This is a genomic window from Legionella sp. (assembly GCF_965140895.1).
In the GTDB taxonomy this organism is placed as follows: domain Bacteria; phylum Pseudomonadota; class Gammaproteobacteria; order Legionellales; family Legionellaceae; genus Legionella.
On the sequence record NZ_CBCSKT010000036.1, the window covers coordinates 64,100 to 81,183 of the forward strand.

A 17,084-nucleotide genomic window follows, 5' to 3' on the forward strand; every position below is an offset into this window, starting at 1 on the left:
AAATTCCTGATTGATGAAAACTAAACTTACGGTTAAAACCAGCGTCTTATATAAGCGTTTACTTTCCTATGTCAAACCATTTTGGCCAGTTTTGGCATTAGGTATTGGCGCCAATATTTTTTATTCGCTGATCGATGCAGGTTTTACGTACATGATGCGGCCATTTTTTGATAAGGGCTTTATTAACATCGACATAGAATTCATTAAAAAAATTCCATATATTGTTTTAATTGGTATTACCTTAAGAGGATTAGTGAGTTCTCTGGGAAGTTATTGCATGACCTGGGTTGCTCGTTCTGTAGTTAAAGTACTGCGAGAGAAAGTATTTACTCATGTCTCACGTTTACCTGCTGATTTTTATGACGAAGCTACTTCAGGGCAATTGCTGTCTAAAATTCTCTATGACGTAGAACAAGTAGCCCAAGTTAGTGCGGAGGCTTTAACTGATTTCGTGCAAAATACTTGTTTGATTCTGGGATTATTGACCGTCATGATGGTTATCTGCTGGCAATTATCGCTGATGTTTTTATTGACCATCCCCTTTGTTGGATTCATTGTCAGCTATACCAACAAGCGTGTGCGACGTATTAGTCATAAAGTACAAAAAACTATGGGTGAAGTAACCGAGATTGCCAGTGAAGCAATTGATGGTTATCGTGTGGTGCGTATTTTTGGAGGCCTTGATTATGAAACGGCCAAGTTTAGTAAGGCAATAGAGCGTTCACGACAAAATGATATGAAGGTTGCGGTGAGTAAAGCAATTAATGTATCTGGTGTGCAAATCGTAATTGCGATTGGTATTGCAGCCATCATTGCTGCGGCAATCCAACTCTCCACTGTAGTGATTGTATCTGCGGGTTCCTTTTTAGCGATTATTGCCGCGATGTTGCAATTAATTAAGCCAATGAAAACACTAACTAACTTAAATGCAGTAATTCAAAAAGGATTAGCTGGGGCTGAAAGTGTATTCAATTTATTAGACCAACCCATTGAGAACGAGCCGGGGGTGGTACTTAATCAACGGGCGGGGGGGGAAATTGCGTTTAAACATGTTTCCTATGCATACCGTCAAGGCCAACAGGTATTACATGACGTGAGCTTTACTGCAGAAGCAGGCAAGACCATTGCCTTGGTAGGTCATTCAGGAAGTGGCAAAACAACAATCGCCAGCTTACTGCCACGTTTTTATGAGATATCTCAGGGTGAGATTACCCTCGATGGCATGCCAATTAACCAAATTAATCTACGTAGTTTACGTGAGCAAATGGCTCTGGTGAGCCAAAATGTTATCCTTTTTAATGATAGTTTAGCGAACAATATTGCTTATGGTCGTTTGGATGTAAGCCGAGAACAAATTATTCATGCAGCGAAGTTAGCTTTTGCTGATGAATTTATTAGTAAATTACCCGATGGCTATGATACGAGAGTTGGTGAAAATGGCGTGTTACTGTCTGGTGGACAACGTCAACGGATCGCGATTGCACGCGCTATTTTAAAAGATGCACCCATATTAATTTTGGATGAAGCAACCTCGGCTCTAGATAGTGAATCAGAACGTTATATTCAAGTTGCATTGGAAGGGGTCATGAAAAACCGCACCACTTTAGTGATTGCTCATCGACTTTCTACTATTCAGCATGCGGATAAAATTATTGTGATGCAACATGGACGAATCGTAGAAGAGGGCGCTCATCAAGAGCTATTAGCATTACATGGGCATTATGCGCAATTGCACGGCGTACAACAAACTAATCTACGATATGAGGAAGCATTAATTTGATGTCTTCATTCATCGAAAATTTATGGTATGAAAACCATGCGTTACGATGGGTGCTTAGCCCTTTTTCTTGGGCTTACCAAGAGATTGTTTCCTTTCGGCGTTGGTACTTAGAGCGTTATTGCCAAATTAAATGCCCAGTACCTTTAATTGTTGTAGGTAATATTAGCGTTGGCGGGGTAGGTAAAACACCTTTAGTTGTCGAGCTTGCTCGTCAATGCCAGGCCAAAGGATTATCTGTAGGCATCGTTAGCCGTGGCTATGGTGCAGCAATCAAAACTTTTCCTCATGAGGTGAGTATTCACGACGCCGCTAAAGATGTAGGGGATGAGCCCTTATTATTGGCGCAACGAGCTCAATGCCCTGTGGTGATTGCGCCGAAACGCACAGATGCAGTGCACTATCTTTTAGAAAAGCACTCGTGCCAAATCATCATCAGTGATGATGGACTACAACATTATCGCATGGGACGTGCCATTGAAATTGCCGTAATTGATGGGACCCGAGGCTTGGGAAATGGCTTATGTTTACCAGCAGGTCCTTTGCGAGAATCGGCCACTCGCTTATGCGAGGTAGATTTTGTTATCGTAAACCAGGGTAGTTGGACAAATGCGTATTCGATGCAGCTAAGGCCCGGTAAAATAACGCAACTTAGCACTGGCAAGGAAATAAATCCTGAGTCAGTTAGTGGGAAATGGGAGGCGATTGCAGCAATTGGGAATCCACAACGTTTTTATTCCACTTTAAGCCAATTAGAGATAGAATTCGATACCTGTTCTTATCCCGATCACTATCAGTTTAAGCCACAGGATCTGAACTATTTGAGTTCGCCTATTATTATGACTGAAAAGGATGCAGTAAAATGTCGCTCATTTAGCTCGGATAATATGTATTATTTGCCCGTAGACGCAGTATTGGATGATGCATTTTGGAACGCATTGTGGTCACATCAACAGTTAAAAGGTTATTACTAATATGTTACCTATTCGACGTTGTGCTTTTTTATTTGGAATCTTATTGTTGATTAGTACAGGCTTGTTTTCAGCTACAACAGAAGAAATAAAACCTGAAAATAAACCTGTTGATCCAACTATTGGCAGTTGGACTTTCTCAGGAATGGTTAACAATGAAAGTGGTGATAAATACGGATATTTTTTTGAGATGCAACGTCAAGGCGAAAAATTCCATACCAAAGCTGCAGTGATTGATGGCCAAACCAATCAGTTAGTTTTTTTCTATGAAGGCAATGAAAAAATTGAAGAGGCCTCTACTGCTTCTTTAGATTGGCACGTTGGGCATTCATTTATTCGTTATAACCCAATTAATGACAGCTGGATTTTTGGAGTTAAGGAACAGGATAAAAAAGGATTTAATTTTAAAGTGGATATGCTAAAACAAGAAAATCATAGCAGCGAAACTTTAGTTTTACGCCCTGGAGTTAAATTACAGGCTTTACAAACCAGTCAACTAAATGGGCATATCCAAGTTGATGACAAAGAGCAGTTTGTTACCGGAAATAAAACCTGGTTTGGTAAGTTAGTTTTAAATGAAGGTCAAAAAGATACCCATGACATTAGCACTACTTTTTGTCGTTTGAGTGATGATAATGGCTTTTATTCTGCGAACTTAAAAGAAAAAGATGCAACTAGTGCCGCTGTTGCGGGTTGGCTTGATCCTACGGGAAATCGAGTGAAAATGTCGCAATTCGTTTCCATCAAATCTTTAGATAAAGATCAATGTATTGTTAATGTAGGATTGCCTAAATTAACTTTAAAATTATTGAATACATTGAAGTCTGATGATTCTTCTCATTCCATCGCTGGTTTTTCCAAAGAAAATAAAGGTGCTTTTTGCTTTGTTACGGAGCAATCATTTAAAGAACAAGCAGCCGCATAAAACAGCGGCCCCTGTGTGCCAGTATGGTACAGCTCTGGGGGCAGATTCGTTCGCCGCCGTTGACTTCGCGCTTTGGCGAGTCGGTTTCGGGGGCACGTCCAGGAATCTTTTACCAGGTAGTGCGACCCTTTGTGGGATTTTTGAGCCAGCAAAAAAACTTAGCCCTACAAGCTCCCGACTTACACTATTTGTACTTAACCCTCTTGAAACGGTAAAACCTATTCCTAAAACCAGTACACGCATTGCTGATAAAACACTAAAGTAATTTACTTGTTTTTGGGTAAAAAAATATTAATTTAGTGTTTCTTTAATAAAAATGCGTTAAAATTAAGCATAAGCAAAAAACACAAGCAAGGTAATACAGACGCTATAATCAACCCTTACTTCTCAATATGGAACAAACGTTTTATCCTCAACCACCAATGGCTGGACCAGTACCTAAAGGCGTAGCTGAAATTAGAAGGCCTGCTAATAGAGCCGAAAATCAAATAATACCAAACCAGAATGAACTTAATCCAGCGTAAAGTACACATACTGTAAGCGTGCACACGACCGTTGCTGACTCTCTTACTCGATTAAATAATCGATACTCCAAACACATGAACGTGGAGCATAATCTTAAGCAACTGGAACAGTTCTCAAAAAAAATTACTGCTGACCAACAGATAAGTATGGTTTCTTCTATAGAACAAGTTAATATGCCAGCCACGGTTAGAAAAAGATGACTTTTCTGCAGCACAATCCGTTATTAGCGAATTAAAAAAGAAGCTTGAATCAGAGTTTGGGCAAAACAATTTTTTTGGAAAAAAATCAGAATCCTTCAAGCTCGTTGAATCAATAGAAATGAAACTAATTAATGCGGTGGATCAATCCAATGCGGTTAAAGAACGGCTACACGAAATCAAAGAAGAAGGACAACAGACACCTGCTATAAATAATAATCTATCCTGACGCCCCTCTTTTACCAAGAGGGCCTCATTTAAGTTGTTCTAGCCTACTGTCTAGCAGTTCTATGGATTCAATAACTGCATAAGTTTTTTGTTCAAATTGCTCTCGTATGAAAGCAATTTTATTTTCATCGAGTTCTTTGCGCAAAGAAAACGCATCACTTGGAGCATGGCAGTAGTCAGATAGTTTAATGTTGAGTACATTTCTGCAAGGAAGAATTATCTTTTTGAATATTCTCTATTCCCTCGCTGTTTTTTTCAGGCAGGTATTGTGACAGAATACTGGCAATAACTAGAGCTATAGGGACACTTAAAAGCGCAAATTGGTAATCTGCTAAAGTATAATGTCCTGAGGTATTACTCGAGCAATCCAAAAAGTAGCCCACTAGTGGTTGCATGAGTGGGGCAGAGAGCATTCCTAATGTATTGGTAAATCCAGTAGATGCAGATAATGATTCTGGTGGTGCAAGCTCATTAGATATAGTAAATGCAAGCATATAAGCACCGCAGAGCAGTCCCATTAAAAAGAACAGAAGTCCGGTAAATAGGGTGCTGTGTATTGGCAAATAAAGAACAACTAATAGCAGTAATGCTGTTGATAAACAAGAAAAATGAATTAGTGGCTTGCGTTTGCTGAGTATGATGGATAACCAGCCATAAATAGGGCAGCTTAATCCGGCACCGAATAAAACCATAGAGGTCAGGATGCTCGCTGTTTTAATATCACAATGCAATTTAAGTTGGACAAAAGGAACAGCCCACATTGCTGCAAAAACGGTGATTACGGAAAACTCCAGCCCGACAAATAAACCATTAATCCAAATCAGTTTATTTTTCAGCATGAGTACTAATTGCTTGTTATATTGCTGTTGGTTTTGCGGTTCTGGCTTATTGCTAGGAATAACCATACGGCATAGGCCAGCAATAAATACTCCCACAGTCCCCGCAATAGCAATAAAGTATCTCCAGCTAATTTGGCTAATCAGGGCTCCCATACCCACCATACCCGTTACGGTGACAGTAAATCCTAAGGTTTCGGATAAACCAATCATAAACGCGTATTGTTTTAAGGGGAAGTTTTGGCGTAATACTCGTGTTAAACCGACAAAAGCAAAAGCAGAACCAGCACCAATAATCAGGCGGCCACAGAATAATACCGGCAGAGTATGTCCCATAGAAAAGATAAAACAGCCGCAGGCGCATAAAAGGGCATTAACGGATAATAAGGTTCGTGTATTATAGCGATCAAACAGTAAACCTACGGGGATTTGTAAACTGGTATAGACATAATAAAATGAACTGCTTAATAGTCCAGCAGTTAATGCAGAGAGACCTTGCTCGTGCATAATTGCACCGATAACGATCCCAGACGATAACTGTAAAAAAAATTGGAATAATAAAAAGGAAACGCCGACTAGCCAGATGATAATACTTTTGGATCTTTGCGCTGGTGATGTATTCAATACGATCATTCCCCATATTTAACCGTGTACTTAGAATACACATTTTAAATAAAAGCCCCAATATATAGGATTGCGAGCGATGTGTAAATTTATTTTAGAGGGTTGGATTTAATTATTCTTAATTAGAATTATTTCGCAATAGGAGTTTGTTTATGCCAAGACACGCAACAAATACGGAAAAAGTTGCACATACTGCAATCGTAGTAGGTTTATCCAATTTAATTTCAATCCCCGCTTTTTGGGCCGACTCTCGTCTGGGTGCTGGTTTATGCCTATTGATAACAGGAACAGCGCTTTATCAGTTTAATAAGATAGGCGAACCAACGCGGCCAATCGGGAATATGGTGAATAAAATGAATAATTTCTTTGCGCCATACACAGGAGATCCGAGTACAGAGTTAGAGAATACTGCTCGTAATATAATTAACGGTGGTGAGTCTGTATATCAACGGTTGTTTTCTTAGGGCAGGTTTGTAGCCGTATTAGCGTAGCGTAATTGATACGGGATCGAAGCATGATTCACGCACAGATCCCGAATTAAGCTCCATCTAATCTACGATACTTGATGAATCTTCACGACCATTCCCAAATGATCATTATCTAAATAATAAACCGTATCCCCTTTTAAACGTTGCTTTTGGCTTATCGTCATTGATGCTTGTGGGGTGCTCGGAGGAGATACCTGAATATTCGCATCGAAATTATAATAATTACTTTGTGTGATGCGCAGAGTACCTTGCATTTGCCATCCATTATGTTCGACTAAAGGCAGTGCAACAGAGCTTTGGCTATTCGCAGGTTGTCTCCATGAATAATGCCCTAGAACTGGGTGAGGGGAGCGTCGGCTTAATAGATAATATTGATCTTTTAAGCTGGAGTAGGAGTTAGAAAGCAAGCAATAAGGCTTCGGTGTTTTCTCCGGACTGGATCTTAAGGATATGGCATTTGTGTAGGTCATGGGGATTAAGGGGGAATCTAAGCCAGGTCCTGAATTTTGTGCGGCTGATGGTTGTTGTGCAAAGACAATGAGGTCAATTTGATAACTTGGTTTTGCCAAACTAAGGCAAGAATACAGTAGGGTTATTGTTATTATGAGTAGTCGTTGCATGATTCAAATTCTTTGGTTTTTCAGCATTATATACTCAAGAAATATCAAAACGCTATTAGGCTTTATGTTAATGTGAATTAACTCTTCAGCAGGGACTGTAAGGCTTGGAAATGCTAGCTGGGCTTTACGTCCCTGCTAACCTGTTCTAGCAAGGGACAGAACAAAGTTCATTAAAAGAAATGTCTTAATATGCTATTAAAGATATTTCATGTTAATGATCTAAACCAGCATAATAATTTATAATTTCCTTGTATTTTTTAGGATGTAGCATCCGGATTAACAACGATATAGCCATGCTAATGGGGGAAAAAATTAAAATAGCGATAATTAAATAAAGTTGAAATAATTTTATTTTAAATTTTTTCTTCAGAGGTTTTTTTTCTTTATCAATCAGTTGGGCGAATTTTAAAAAAATTATGAAGGCTCTTTTTTCCATAAGAGCTAAATGAGGGATGATCTTTACTGCTCCTAAGTTGACTAATGCTTGTTGAGCAATAGGTTCATTTTTTATTATTACATCGTTAACATACTTACCATAAATTTTATTTTGTTCTATATCTTTTTTATTTACACCAGAATTGCCTTTTTGCCCTCTAAGCATCCACCTTAGTATAGTAAACAAGCTTACAAAGTTATAAGCTTTATCGTATAAAGTAATATTTCCTACCCAATGTGCATTAACATCTTTGATTAACCCTTTAACGGTTTCTTGTGCTTGAGTCCACATATTGCGACATCCAATTATTGTGATAACCGCTTTGCCTGGTAAGATTTTTTTAGCAAAATCAGATTGTAAAAATGTGGATATTGGTATGGAGGGTGATAAAAACCAAGGTTGATAGCCTAAGATAACCAGATCATATTTTTTGTCATATTTTTCATCATAATCTAACATGAAGTGCGATTCGGTCTTTTTTAAGACCGAATCGGGGAATACGCCAAAAAAGCTTTGCATAGACCAGGGAAATTTATAGTTATAAATCTCATCGAGCTTTATGTAATCAATATGAATTTTATTGCTAAAACCAGATAAAAAGGATTCAACTATTGCTGTAAGCTGGCCTGTCTGAGAATAGCTTATTACGAGTATATTTTTTTTCACATCAATAAACCTTTGCACGTAACATGACATAATAAAAGTTAAAACGGGAGCTTTCAGGAATAAATAATAAAATTCTATTACCATCTTCAATTTCTTTTACTTTTGAAAGCATATCTAGAGCAATATAAATTGAAGCTGATCCAACATTTCCTACATCAGATAAGGGTGTATACCACTTAGATTCTTTAATATCTATGTTGTTTTCAATGTAGTCGCTTAATAATTTTTTATAAAAATACATGGAAGAGATATGAGGCAAGAAAAAATCTACAGTAGTAAAATCAATATTTCTCTTTTTTTGAGATTTCAATAAACTTTTAGTTGCCAACGGCACGCAATATTCCACCAGATGAGTATCTTGCTTTACAGCAAATACACTTTTCGCATCCCATTCTTTGGGTGGAATTTCCTTCCAAAAAACCCATTCGTTTTCATTTTTTGCATAACCGCCCTGGGTCATACAGGGTGGCATTTCATTAGCATACGAATAAGAATCAATCCATTCAATTTCGTAATTTAACCCTTTGGATAATGTATTGCTTAGTAAAAATGCACCTGCACCATCAGATAGCATGAATCTTAAAAAGTCTTTTTCGAATGCAATGGTAGGATTATTTTGTAATTCAGCAATGCGACTGTATTCACTTTCAAAAAATAATGCCTTAAACAAAGGGGATGCTAATTCTGAGCCAGTCGAGATGGCATTCTCAATGCTACCTGCTTTAATTGCATTGTAGCAATATGCTAATCCTTGCATTGCAGAAGCACACACACCACTAGGACTAAAAATTTCCAGAGTATTTGTTTCCTTGAGTAGCCCGTGAACCATTGAGGCGTGACTGGGCATTATAAGATCGGGGCTTGACGTACCGCAACAGAGAGCTTGTAGCTTATGTGCGGGAAAGTCTTTTGAAAATAGCTTTCTCACTGCGCTTGCTGCCATGTCTGCGTTGGAGAATGCAGTGGTACCCTGTCGGGTTAGACTATAATATCGTGTGGTAATTTTGTTTTTGTTTAGAATAATATTCTTGATTCGGGACGCATTACCGCCTATTCTTCCTAAGATTTCTTCCATGTCTTCATTTTTAACTGGTTCATTAGGTAAAAAATGACTGCTTTTATTAATAAAAACGTGATTCATGATGTATTCCAGCGAAGATGTCAGTAAAATTATAGTACTAAATGGCGCTTATTGGCGGATTGCGTATTTTTTTACCCTCTATTTTTTAATGGTTTTAAAGTTAACTTTCTAAAATTTCATTATTTTATGATCAAAATAAAATCTATTTAGGTAAAATAATGAGAGTCTTACATACAACATGAGCATACTTACAATTTGTTTATTATTATCATAATGCGATTAGAATTATCCTTTCAAAGGAGTTCGGTGTGTTCCATTTCTAGGTGTGAGCGTATAATCAAGCTCTATTTTAATTTCATCCTGAAAAACCTATTTATTCTACTAAAACCGGAGGAAACTTATCCGCATAATTAATTGGCTTTTTGCCAAGGTCAATCGCGGCACGCATAGCTGTTTTTATAAATGCATCCGTTAGATTACTACGGGTCTGAGTTGCGGTTGGGCGGCCTTCGTCACAATGTTCGCGAATGGAGCCATTCAATGGAAGCTGACCTAACAAGCGGCATTGATGGGTTGCACATAAGGCCTGCGCACCGCCAGCACCAAAAATGGCTTCTTGATGACCGCATTCGCTGCAAATATGGGTGGACATGTTTTCAATCACACCGAGTACATCGATTCCAGTTTTAGCAAACATGTTTATCGCTTTTTGTGCATCTAAGGTCGCAACATTTTGAGGGGTGGTAACTACAATTGCCGCAGTAAGTGGGATTTTTTGTACTAATGTAAGTTGGATATCACCAGTTCCTGGTGGTAAATCAATAAATAAATAATCTAATTCATCCCAAAGGGTAATGTCTAGCATTTGGATTAATGATTTAGCAAGCATGGGGCCGCGCCAAATTAATGCTTGTTCATCGTTGGTCAAATAACCAATAGACATCGCTTGGACGCCATGGGCTTCAACTGGCAAATAGAAATCACCTTTAAGTTGTACTGGCTCTGCTTTTCCCAGCATAAGCGGTATACTTGGGCCATAAATATCCGCATCAAGAATACCTACACGTGCGCCAGTACGTGCTAGAGCAGTGGCTAAATTAACCGTTACGGTTGATTTACCGACACCACCTTTACCTGAGGCGACCGCAATCGTGTTTTTGACGCCACGCAATCCTTTGCCAACTAATTGAGTTCGATGAGGTTTAATCAATTGCTCAACAGTGATTGTAATTTCATGATTTGGGGATTGGGACTGTAATGCGGAAAGCAATAGTGGTTTATAATTTGCCTCAAGCAAGAGGGCGGGGAAGCCGGCTAGAAGATTGATAGTCAGTTTATCCGCTGTAGCTTCGACCTTGCACTGTAAATTCATCTCTTTGCCAGTACAATCTAAAAATGGATCTTTTAGGGTGTTTAATAAGCTTAGTACCGTGCTTTCAACAGTCATTACGAACCTTTATTGCAAAAGGGGAATAATAGCTCAGGGCTTTGTTCATAACAAGTGCAATAATCAAGGTTTCCTGTCACAGCAATCTTGATTAGGTTGCGCTGCATCAGGATTACAGGCTATGAGCCGGTTCGTATTGCCACTTCACCCAGTGATTTGTGGGTAGGTAATAAATCCCACAGTAAATAGTGAGAAGCGTGCGCTCAGATAGATAAACACCATACTCATTTAGCTGGGCTTGATGTTTTACTAAGGTATTTTTATCTTCCTTACCCGTTTTAAAGTCGATAATCCACCGTTTGCCATCGTCTTCAAAAGTTCGGTCAATGATGCGTGTAATGGGGCGATTTTGTGGAGCCACTAGCAATTCATATTCGTTTTGTTCTTTATCATGGGGGGCTATAATCCAGGAGCCTACTTGATCCTTAATAAGGCGGGTTATTTGTTCTTGAAGCGCCCGCATGGCTTCGTTTTGCATGCGTTCGTCGAAACCTAGTTTTTTGAATTCATAGTGTGCTAAATTCCAAGGGACATCGCCTAATGATTCAGGATGATTATCACAGATCCATTGTAAGAGTTGATGGGTAACAATACCGGTTAAACGAGGAATGTTCGATACTAAAGTGGGGGGGGCATTCCGCGCAAAAGGCTCTTCGGTTTCCGATTGTTGATCTTGGTAATGATGTAAGGGGAGTTGCGCTAATTTGGGTAACGGGCGCTCTAGCTCTTCCATATTGCCTGCAGAGTCATCATCAGCAAAATTTTGATTTTTTAACAAATTACGAAACGAGCTTTTTGATGATTTTTGGCTATGGTCCATCAGGTATAAACGTGATTTTGCACGGGTTACGGCAACATAAAGCAGGCGTTGTGTTTCATAGCTTCCTTTGATTTCATCCAATTGCCCCAGATAATCATAGACGGGGCAACGATCATGATGCGCTGCTTGTATGGGGGACATAAGTAATAAATTACCTTGGTCTTGGGTGGGTAAATTCAGCCAGCGTAACATTGGTGAATCACCTCGGTTTGCTTGGGAGCCTAAACCAGGTAAAAAAACGGTATCAAACTCTAGTCCTTTCGATTTATGAATAGTCATCACTTGTAATGAGGATGGGGTTACTTGTTGGGAATACAATTTATTAAATTCTTGTATGAATTCTTTCATATTTGACAAGCGGCCGTCGAGCTCGTAGCGATCAAGAAGGGTCCAGAATTGCTCTAAGTCATTCAGTTGTGCTTGATTCAGCACCTTATTAACATGCAAGGTATTGAGAGTATTAATCACCCAAGTTGATAGCTTGCTCTCGTAGCGATGAGACAATGCTTGTTGCATAATGCGAATAAAAAATTCTGCTCGAACTAATCCATCCTCACTTAATCCAGAAATTTTATTTAGCTGTAATAACGCAGCATAAATGGATTTTTTTTTATTGAATTGCGCAATGGTATGTACGTCTGCTAAGGACATACCACAATAAGGGCTACGCAGCATCGACAACCATGTAAGGCGATTAGCCGGTGATAGTAACGCTTGAGTAAGTGACCAAACATCACGTAAGTGAGGCAGGTTTGCCAATAAGGTAATGTCTGTACCTTGGTAGGGAATTTGGTATTGCCGCAATAAGCGAATAATTTCGGCAAGTTGGCTGCGTGAACGTACTAAAATGGCTATGCTTTGCTCGGGATTTGTTTGCATCTCAGTTTGGATAAGCTGCATCATTTTTTCTGCTTCTTGTTCACGACTTTGAAGTTGCCATGCATGAACGGCACTGTGTTCATCATTTTGAATCACGTTAACGCTGGGATGAAAAGATACAGCACCTGATTCAATATCCACTTGTTGTGGAAAGATTTGTGCGAACTGTTGATTGACCCAGCTGACAATGGTTTCTGTTGAACGAAAATTACAACTAAGTTCTAAGGGGCTAAGTTGTACAGGACCAATTCCTTGCTCTTTCGCACGGAAAAATAAACCTACTTCCGCTTGTCTGAAGCGATAAATTGATTGCATGGGATCGCCTACCAGAAATAGAGTCCTACCATCTCCAGGTTGCCAACCATGGACTAATCTATTGAGTAATTCAAATTGCGTGATGGAGGTATCTTGAAATTCATCAACCAATAAATGGTGGATGGAGTTATCTAAATACAAGGCTAAGTCAGTAGGATTATCGGATTCACCCAGAGCAATTAGCGCCTGTTGCGAAATCGCCGTAAAATCGACTTCATTATGTTCACTAAAGAGCAGATACAAATGGCCAACAAGCAGTGGCAGTAACAGAAATAGGGCTTGTAATACTTCCCATTGTTCTGGATCGTACTCAGGCTTAGGCAGATTACTGACTTGGATTAAGGTGTCAATAAAGTCTGGATAATCACTCAATTGCGTTAATAGCTCCTTGCTGGCATTTTTAAGTTGTTTGTATTCAGCAGCAGGACAGGAGCTACTTAACAGCCCGACATGATGATCAAAACTTTTACGTAAACTTAAATCACCTGTTAAGATGGCTTTGCTTAAGGCGGTTGCAATTCGCTGATTTGTCTGTTGAAAACTCTGCCAATCTTGTAGTAAATAGCGAGGAGAGTCTGGATTATTTTCAATGCACGCGAGTTCACGTACTCGTTGCACTAATTCATCGGCTAACTGAAAGGGAAGACTTTCTTTAAAACGGGCTAATTCATGTTCTTCGATTAAACCTAATGCTTGTTCAAAAATAGATTTATCCTGGGTCCTTGCTTGAAAAAGGGGATAGAGCCATTGATCTCGTTGGGCTAGTAGCTCTTTAAATAAATCTAACAAACGTTCTTGGCGATTATCTACATGTAATAAGAGGATTTTAATTGCATGCTGATATTCAGGATTCGCTAAAGCAAATTGAATACAGGCTCTGCCCGCATTTAAATAATGGCTTTCTGCTTTATCCGTAATTTGCGAGTAAGCAATTTGTTTCTCCAGTAATGGAATCGCCTGATTAATGCTTTGGCATAACGAGTCAATGGTGACGATTCTTAGACGACTAGGTTGGTTTAGTAAATCCCATTGATATTGGTTATTGCGCTGGAGTGCACTCCGAGCAAACTCAAGCGTCATTTGCTGATGAGCACTTTTGGCTTCGACATTTTGCGCAGCGTGTTGCAAGGCTAGAAGAATACGTTCACGCATTTCACTTGCAGCTTTACGGGTAAAGGTGAGGGCGATGATTTGTTCTGGTGCCGTGACCGTACTTAACAAACGCAGATAGCGTTGTGTCAAGATTTCTGTTTTTCCTGAGCCGGCAGGAGCTTGTACGATGAATGATTGAGTCGGATTAGTCGCTTGACTTCTTTGATGGCTATCAACAAGCATGATTGGTGTAAAACTCCTTACAAAAGGTATGTGTTATCTTGAGAAAATTGTAACATTAATGCTTACATCCTCTTATTTTTTCGACCTCCCGCAGTACATCGGGATTGGGGTAAAATAAGAGGATTTCTGCGCTGTGCTCCATCTAGGCTACAATTCACAACGATACTATGCCAGGACAATTTCCTGAGCAGGTGGGCGTAAATTATAATGTGAACTCATACAACGTCCATAGGCGCCTGTATTCGCAATTAATAAGATATCCCCTTCTTGGGTGACCGGTAATAATCGGTCATAACCTAGAGTATCCCCTGATTCACAAATAGGGCCAACGATGTGCGAAAAACCAGCTTTTTCTTCGTACAAACGGCTTAAGTTGACGATTTCATGATAAGCACCATACAAGGAAGGTCTAATCAACGAATTCATCCCGGTTTCAATACCGACAAATCGAACTTTTCCTTTTTCTTTGCACTGGGTTACTTTTGCTAAAATAACCCCGCTTTCTGCTACAAAAAAACGTCCGGGTTCTAGCCATAATTCCAGATGCGGATAGCGTGATTTCACGGCCATGAGTAAGGCATCTAAATTGGCGAAATCCAATGGTTGTTGTCCAGGTTTTTCAACAATACCTAAGCCTCCACCTAGATTAATCACTTTAACCTCAGGGAACTGATGGGCTAATGAAGCTAACATGGATGCAGTTTGCTGCCACAATTCTGGCGTAAGTATGCCGCTACCTGAATGTGCGTGTAAGCCAATTACATGAATATTATGCTTCTTGGTTAGCGCCACAACATGAGCTATATCATTTTGGGTAATACCAAATTTGGATTCGTTACCAGCGGTAGATACATGTTTATGGTGGCCTGCTCCAGTACCTGGGTCAATACGAATAATTACGTCTTTGTTTTTAAATAATGGCGCCCAGTTTTCTAATGGATAGAGGCTGTCAATTGTGATATAGCAACCGACTTTTAGTGCATATTCATATTCAGATTTAGGTGCAAAGTTTGGCGTAAATAAAATACGTTTGCGATCAATTCCTGGGAATAATTCTAAGACTCTATCCAGTTCCTGAATCGAGACACACTCAAAACCAACACCTTCTTTTTCTAATGTTTGTAAAATAGAAGGGTATGGGTTTGCTTTAATGGCATAGAAGACGGTGTCTATAGACTTTAACGCTAATAATTGTTTCGCGCGTTCAGCTTGCGTTGGGCTATGATAGACATAGCAAGGAGAGTGCTGTATCGCAGTAGTCAGTAAACGATCGCGCTCTTTTTCCCACCAGGGTACGGATCGTACTGATGGCGCTCCAAATTCTTCATGCCAGCTTTTAGAATAATAGAAAATTTGAGGGTTATTTTCTATTAGTAAGTGATGTAGTTTTTGACACAGTAAATTTGCCTGAGACTCATCAACCACAAAGGTTAAGTTTAAGTCATTAGAAGCTAATGACATTAAGTACACTTGCTTGGAATCAAAAACTTCTAAAGCGGGACCCAGTTGTGGCAATACAGTTCTAATATGGTGTCCTACTAAGCTCACCGCACTGCATGGCTCAATAAGTTTCGCACGACCAAATTGGTTTAGTTCGTCTAATAGGGCATTGATTGCCGCTCGATCATGTATTTTCGTATTAATATCCAGCGATAAAGTCACGTTGAATTCGGATGAAGACAATAAGTCTACAGAAAAGCCGTGATGCTTAAATGCGGAAAACACATCCGATAAGAAACCTACTTGTTGCCACATATGTAAGGTATCTATAGAAATAAGCAGGATACTGTTTTTAATTTGAATTGATTTAATAAATGGAGCTGATTCATCAATATCTTTAGTGATCAAAGTACCTGAGTGCTCGGGCAATTGAGTGTATTTCACCGACATGGGGATATTGGCTCGGCGCACAGGTGGTATGCAGTTGGGGTGCAATACTTTTGCTCCCATGGATGCAATCTCTTGAGCCTCATCATAATTCAATTTTTTTAATAGACGTGCATGCGGTAATTGATGAGGATTAGCAGTGTAAATACCGGGAACATCAGTCCATATTTCGCAGGCGGCGGCTTGTAATTTTCCGGCAAGCAAGGCTGCGGAAGTATCGGAACCACCACGACCTAATAATACGGTTTCACCTTCAGGATTTGCAGCAAAGAAACCTTGAGTGATAATTGCCTCCGCGCCACTAGAAAGGAATTTCTCCACTAATTTTGGATCATGTTCGCTTTCGCAACGAGCTGAAAGATAGTTTGCTGATTGACCATCAGGGAAGGGGGTGCTGATTAATAATTCACGAGCATCATACCATTTGCAATAAATTCCCTGGCGTTCTAAAAATAGATGTCCCAAACGAGTCATCATTAATTCGCCCATACTCAATATCTGCGCATGAGTTTTTGCAGGGGCCTGCTTAAGTAAAGCAATTCCGGTCAGCCATTGTTCTAATTGATGTAAGTCATCGAGGATCACTTCAGGATTAACTTCCAATGCTTCAGCAAGGTTAAGATGACTATTACGAATATCCAGCAGAATACTTTGATGCTCATTGAGCAGAGCGGCATCAATTGCCTTTTCAAGTTTATTTGAAATTTGAGTTAACGCAGAACAAACGATGACTGGCTGTACACCAGTACTTAAGTGTTTTTTAGTAATTGAGGCAACATTATTCCAAGTACTACGGGTTGAAACACTCGTCCCACCAAATTTTGTTACGATCTGCTGCATGGTTTATTTCCGCACTAAATTAGTACACCTTAGCATGGACTGAAGTAGGGATACAAGATTCTTTAGACAAATTATCACTCTGGCTTGAATATAAATTATTTTGAGCAAATACCAACCTGAAAATTATTCGGAAGATAAACTAAAATTGCTATTCGTTGATGAAATCCCCCTGTTGATTGCTTATTAA

General features: G+C 39.4%; 11 protein-coding genes. 4 read left to right on the forward strand and 7 right to left on the reverse strand.

Annotation, left to right across the window (positions count from 1 at the left end):
* The first annotated feature begins 13 nt into the window (after window positions 1–13).
* The 3 genes from msbA to ACQY7T_RS04680 are packed head-to-tail and all read left to right on the forward strand — an operon-like array spanning window position 14 to window position 3,673.
* Window positions 14–1,780, forward strand: coding sequence for a lipid A export permease/ATP-binding protein MsbA (msbA, locus tag ACQY7T_RS04670; protein ID WP_428411543.1), 1,767 nt, complete (start codon window positions 14–16; stop codon window positions 1,778–1,780).
* Window positions 1,780–2,751 (forward strand): tetraacyldisaccharide 4'-kinase, encoded by a 972-nt coding sequence (gene lpxK, locus ACQY7T_RS04675; protein ID WP_428411544.1) that lies wholly within the window; start codon window positions 1,780–1,782, stop codon window positions 2,749–2,751. Before msbA ends, lpxK begins: the two co-directional genes overlap by 1 nt.
* A gap of 1 nt (window position 2,752) precedes the next feature.
* Complete coding sequence (locus ACQY7T_RS04680) at window positions 2,753–3,673, forward strand: hypothetical protein (protein WP_428411545.1); 921 nt, start codon at window positions 2,753–2,755, stop codon at window positions 3,671–3,673.
* A 1,135-nt stretch (window positions 3,674–4,808) separates the two neighbouring features.
* Here the strand turns inward: ACQY7T_RS04680 and ACQY7T_RS04685 are convergent.
* Complete coding sequence (locus tag ACQY7T_RS04685; protein ID WP_428411546.1) at window positions 4,809–6,083, reverse strand: MFS transporter; 1,275 nt, start codon at window positions 6,081–6,083, stop codon at window positions 4,809–4,811.
* Between the two features lie 152 nt (window positions 6,084–6,235).
* Between ACQY7T_RS04685 and ACQY7T_RS04690 the strand changes: the two genes are divergently transcribed.
* Complete coding sequence (locus ACQY7T_RS04690) at window positions 6,236–6,547, forward strand: hypothetical protein (protein ID WP_428411547.1); 312 nt, start codon at window positions 6,236–6,238, stop codon at window positions 6,545–6,547.
* 89 nt (window positions 6,548–6,636) lie between these two features.
* Here the strand turns inward: ACQY7T_RS04690 and ACQY7T_RS04695 are convergent, their stop codons facing one another.
* From ACQY7T_RS04695 to ACQY7T_RS04720, 6 genes are all read right to left on the reverse strand, one after another.
* Window positions 6,637–7,191, reverse strand: a complete 555-nt coding sequence (locus ACQY7T_RS04695) for a CsiV family protein (protein ID WP_428411548.1) — start codon at window positions 7,189–7,191, stop codon at window positions 6,637–6,639.
* A gap of 211 nt (window positions 7,192–7,402) precedes the next feature.
* The gene (locus ACQY7T_RS04700; protein ID WP_428411549.1) at window positions 7,403–8,293 is read right to left on the reverse strand and encodes a hypothetical protein; all 891 of its coding nucleotides are present in this window, start codon (window positions 8,291–8,293) and stop codon (window positions 7,403–7,405) included.
* A gap of 1 nt (window position 8,294) precedes the next feature.
* The gene (locus ACQY7T_RS04705) at window positions 8,295–9,434 is read right to left on the reverse strand and encodes a StlD/DarB family beta-ketosynthase (RefSeq protein WP_428411550.1); all 1,140 of its coding nucleotides are present in this window, start codon (window positions 9,432–9,434) and stop codon (window positions 8,295–8,297) included.
* Window positions 9,435–9,747: 313 nt separating this feature from the next.
* Window positions 9,748–10,821 (reverse strand): iron-sulfur cluster carrier protein ApbC, encoded by a 1,074-nt coding sequence (gene apbC / locus ACQY7T_RS04710; protein ID WP_428411551.1) that lies wholly within the window; start codon window positions 10,819–10,821, stop codon window positions 9,748–9,750.
* 112 nt (window positions 10,822–10,933) lie between these two features.
* Window positions 10,934–14,170, reverse strand: coding sequence for a UvrD-helicase domain-containing protein (locus ACQY7T_RS04715; RefSeq protein WP_428411552.1), 3,237 nt, complete (start codon window positions 14,168–14,170; stop codon window positions 10,934–10,936).
* Between the two features lie 165 nt (window positions 14,171–14,335).
* Complete coding sequence (locus tag ACQY7T_RS04720) at window positions 14,336–16,897, reverse strand: bifunctional aspartate kinase/diaminopimelate decarboxylase (RefSeq protein WP_428411553.1); 2,562 nt, start codon at window positions 16,895–16,897, stop codon at window positions 14,336–14,338.
* Between the last annotated feature and the right edge of the window lie 187 nt (window positions 16,898–17,084).

Coding starts and splice junctions, on each gene's coding strand:
- lpxK (WP_428411544.1), top strand. CDS start 1,780: ATGTCTTCATTCATCGAAAATTTATGGTATGAAAACCATGCGTTACGA.
- ACQY7T_RS04720 (WP_428411553.1), bottom strand. CDS start 16,897: ATGCAGCAGATCGTAACAAAATTTGGTGGGACGAGTGTTTCAACCCGT.
- ACQY7T_RS04715 (WP_428411552.1), bottom strand. CDS start 14,170: ATGCTTGTTGATAGCCATCAAAGAAGTCAAGCGACTAATCCGACTCAA.
- ACQY7T_RS04705 (WP_428411550.1), bottom strand. CDS start 9,434: ATGAATCACGTTTTTATTAATAAAAGCAGTCATTTTTTACCTAATGAA.
- ACQY7T_RS04690 (WP_428411547.1), top strand. CDS start 6,236: ATGCCAAGACACGCAACAAATACGGAAAAAGTTGCACATACTGCAATC.
- msbA (WP_428411543.1), top strand. CDS start 14: ATGAAAACTAAACTTACGGTTAAAACCAGCGTCTTATATAAGCGTTTA.
- ACQY7T_RS04695 (WP_428411548.1), bottom strand. CDS start 7,191: ATGCAACGACTACTCATAATAACAATAACCCTACTGTATTCTTGCCTT.
- ACQY7T_RS04680 (WP_428411545.1), top strand. CDS start 2,753: ATGTTACCTATTCGACGTTGTGCTTTTTTATTTGGAATCTTATTGTTG.
- apbC (WP_428411551.1), bottom strand. CDS start 10,821: ATGACTGTTGAAAGCACGGTACTAAGCTTATTAAACACCCTAAAAGAT.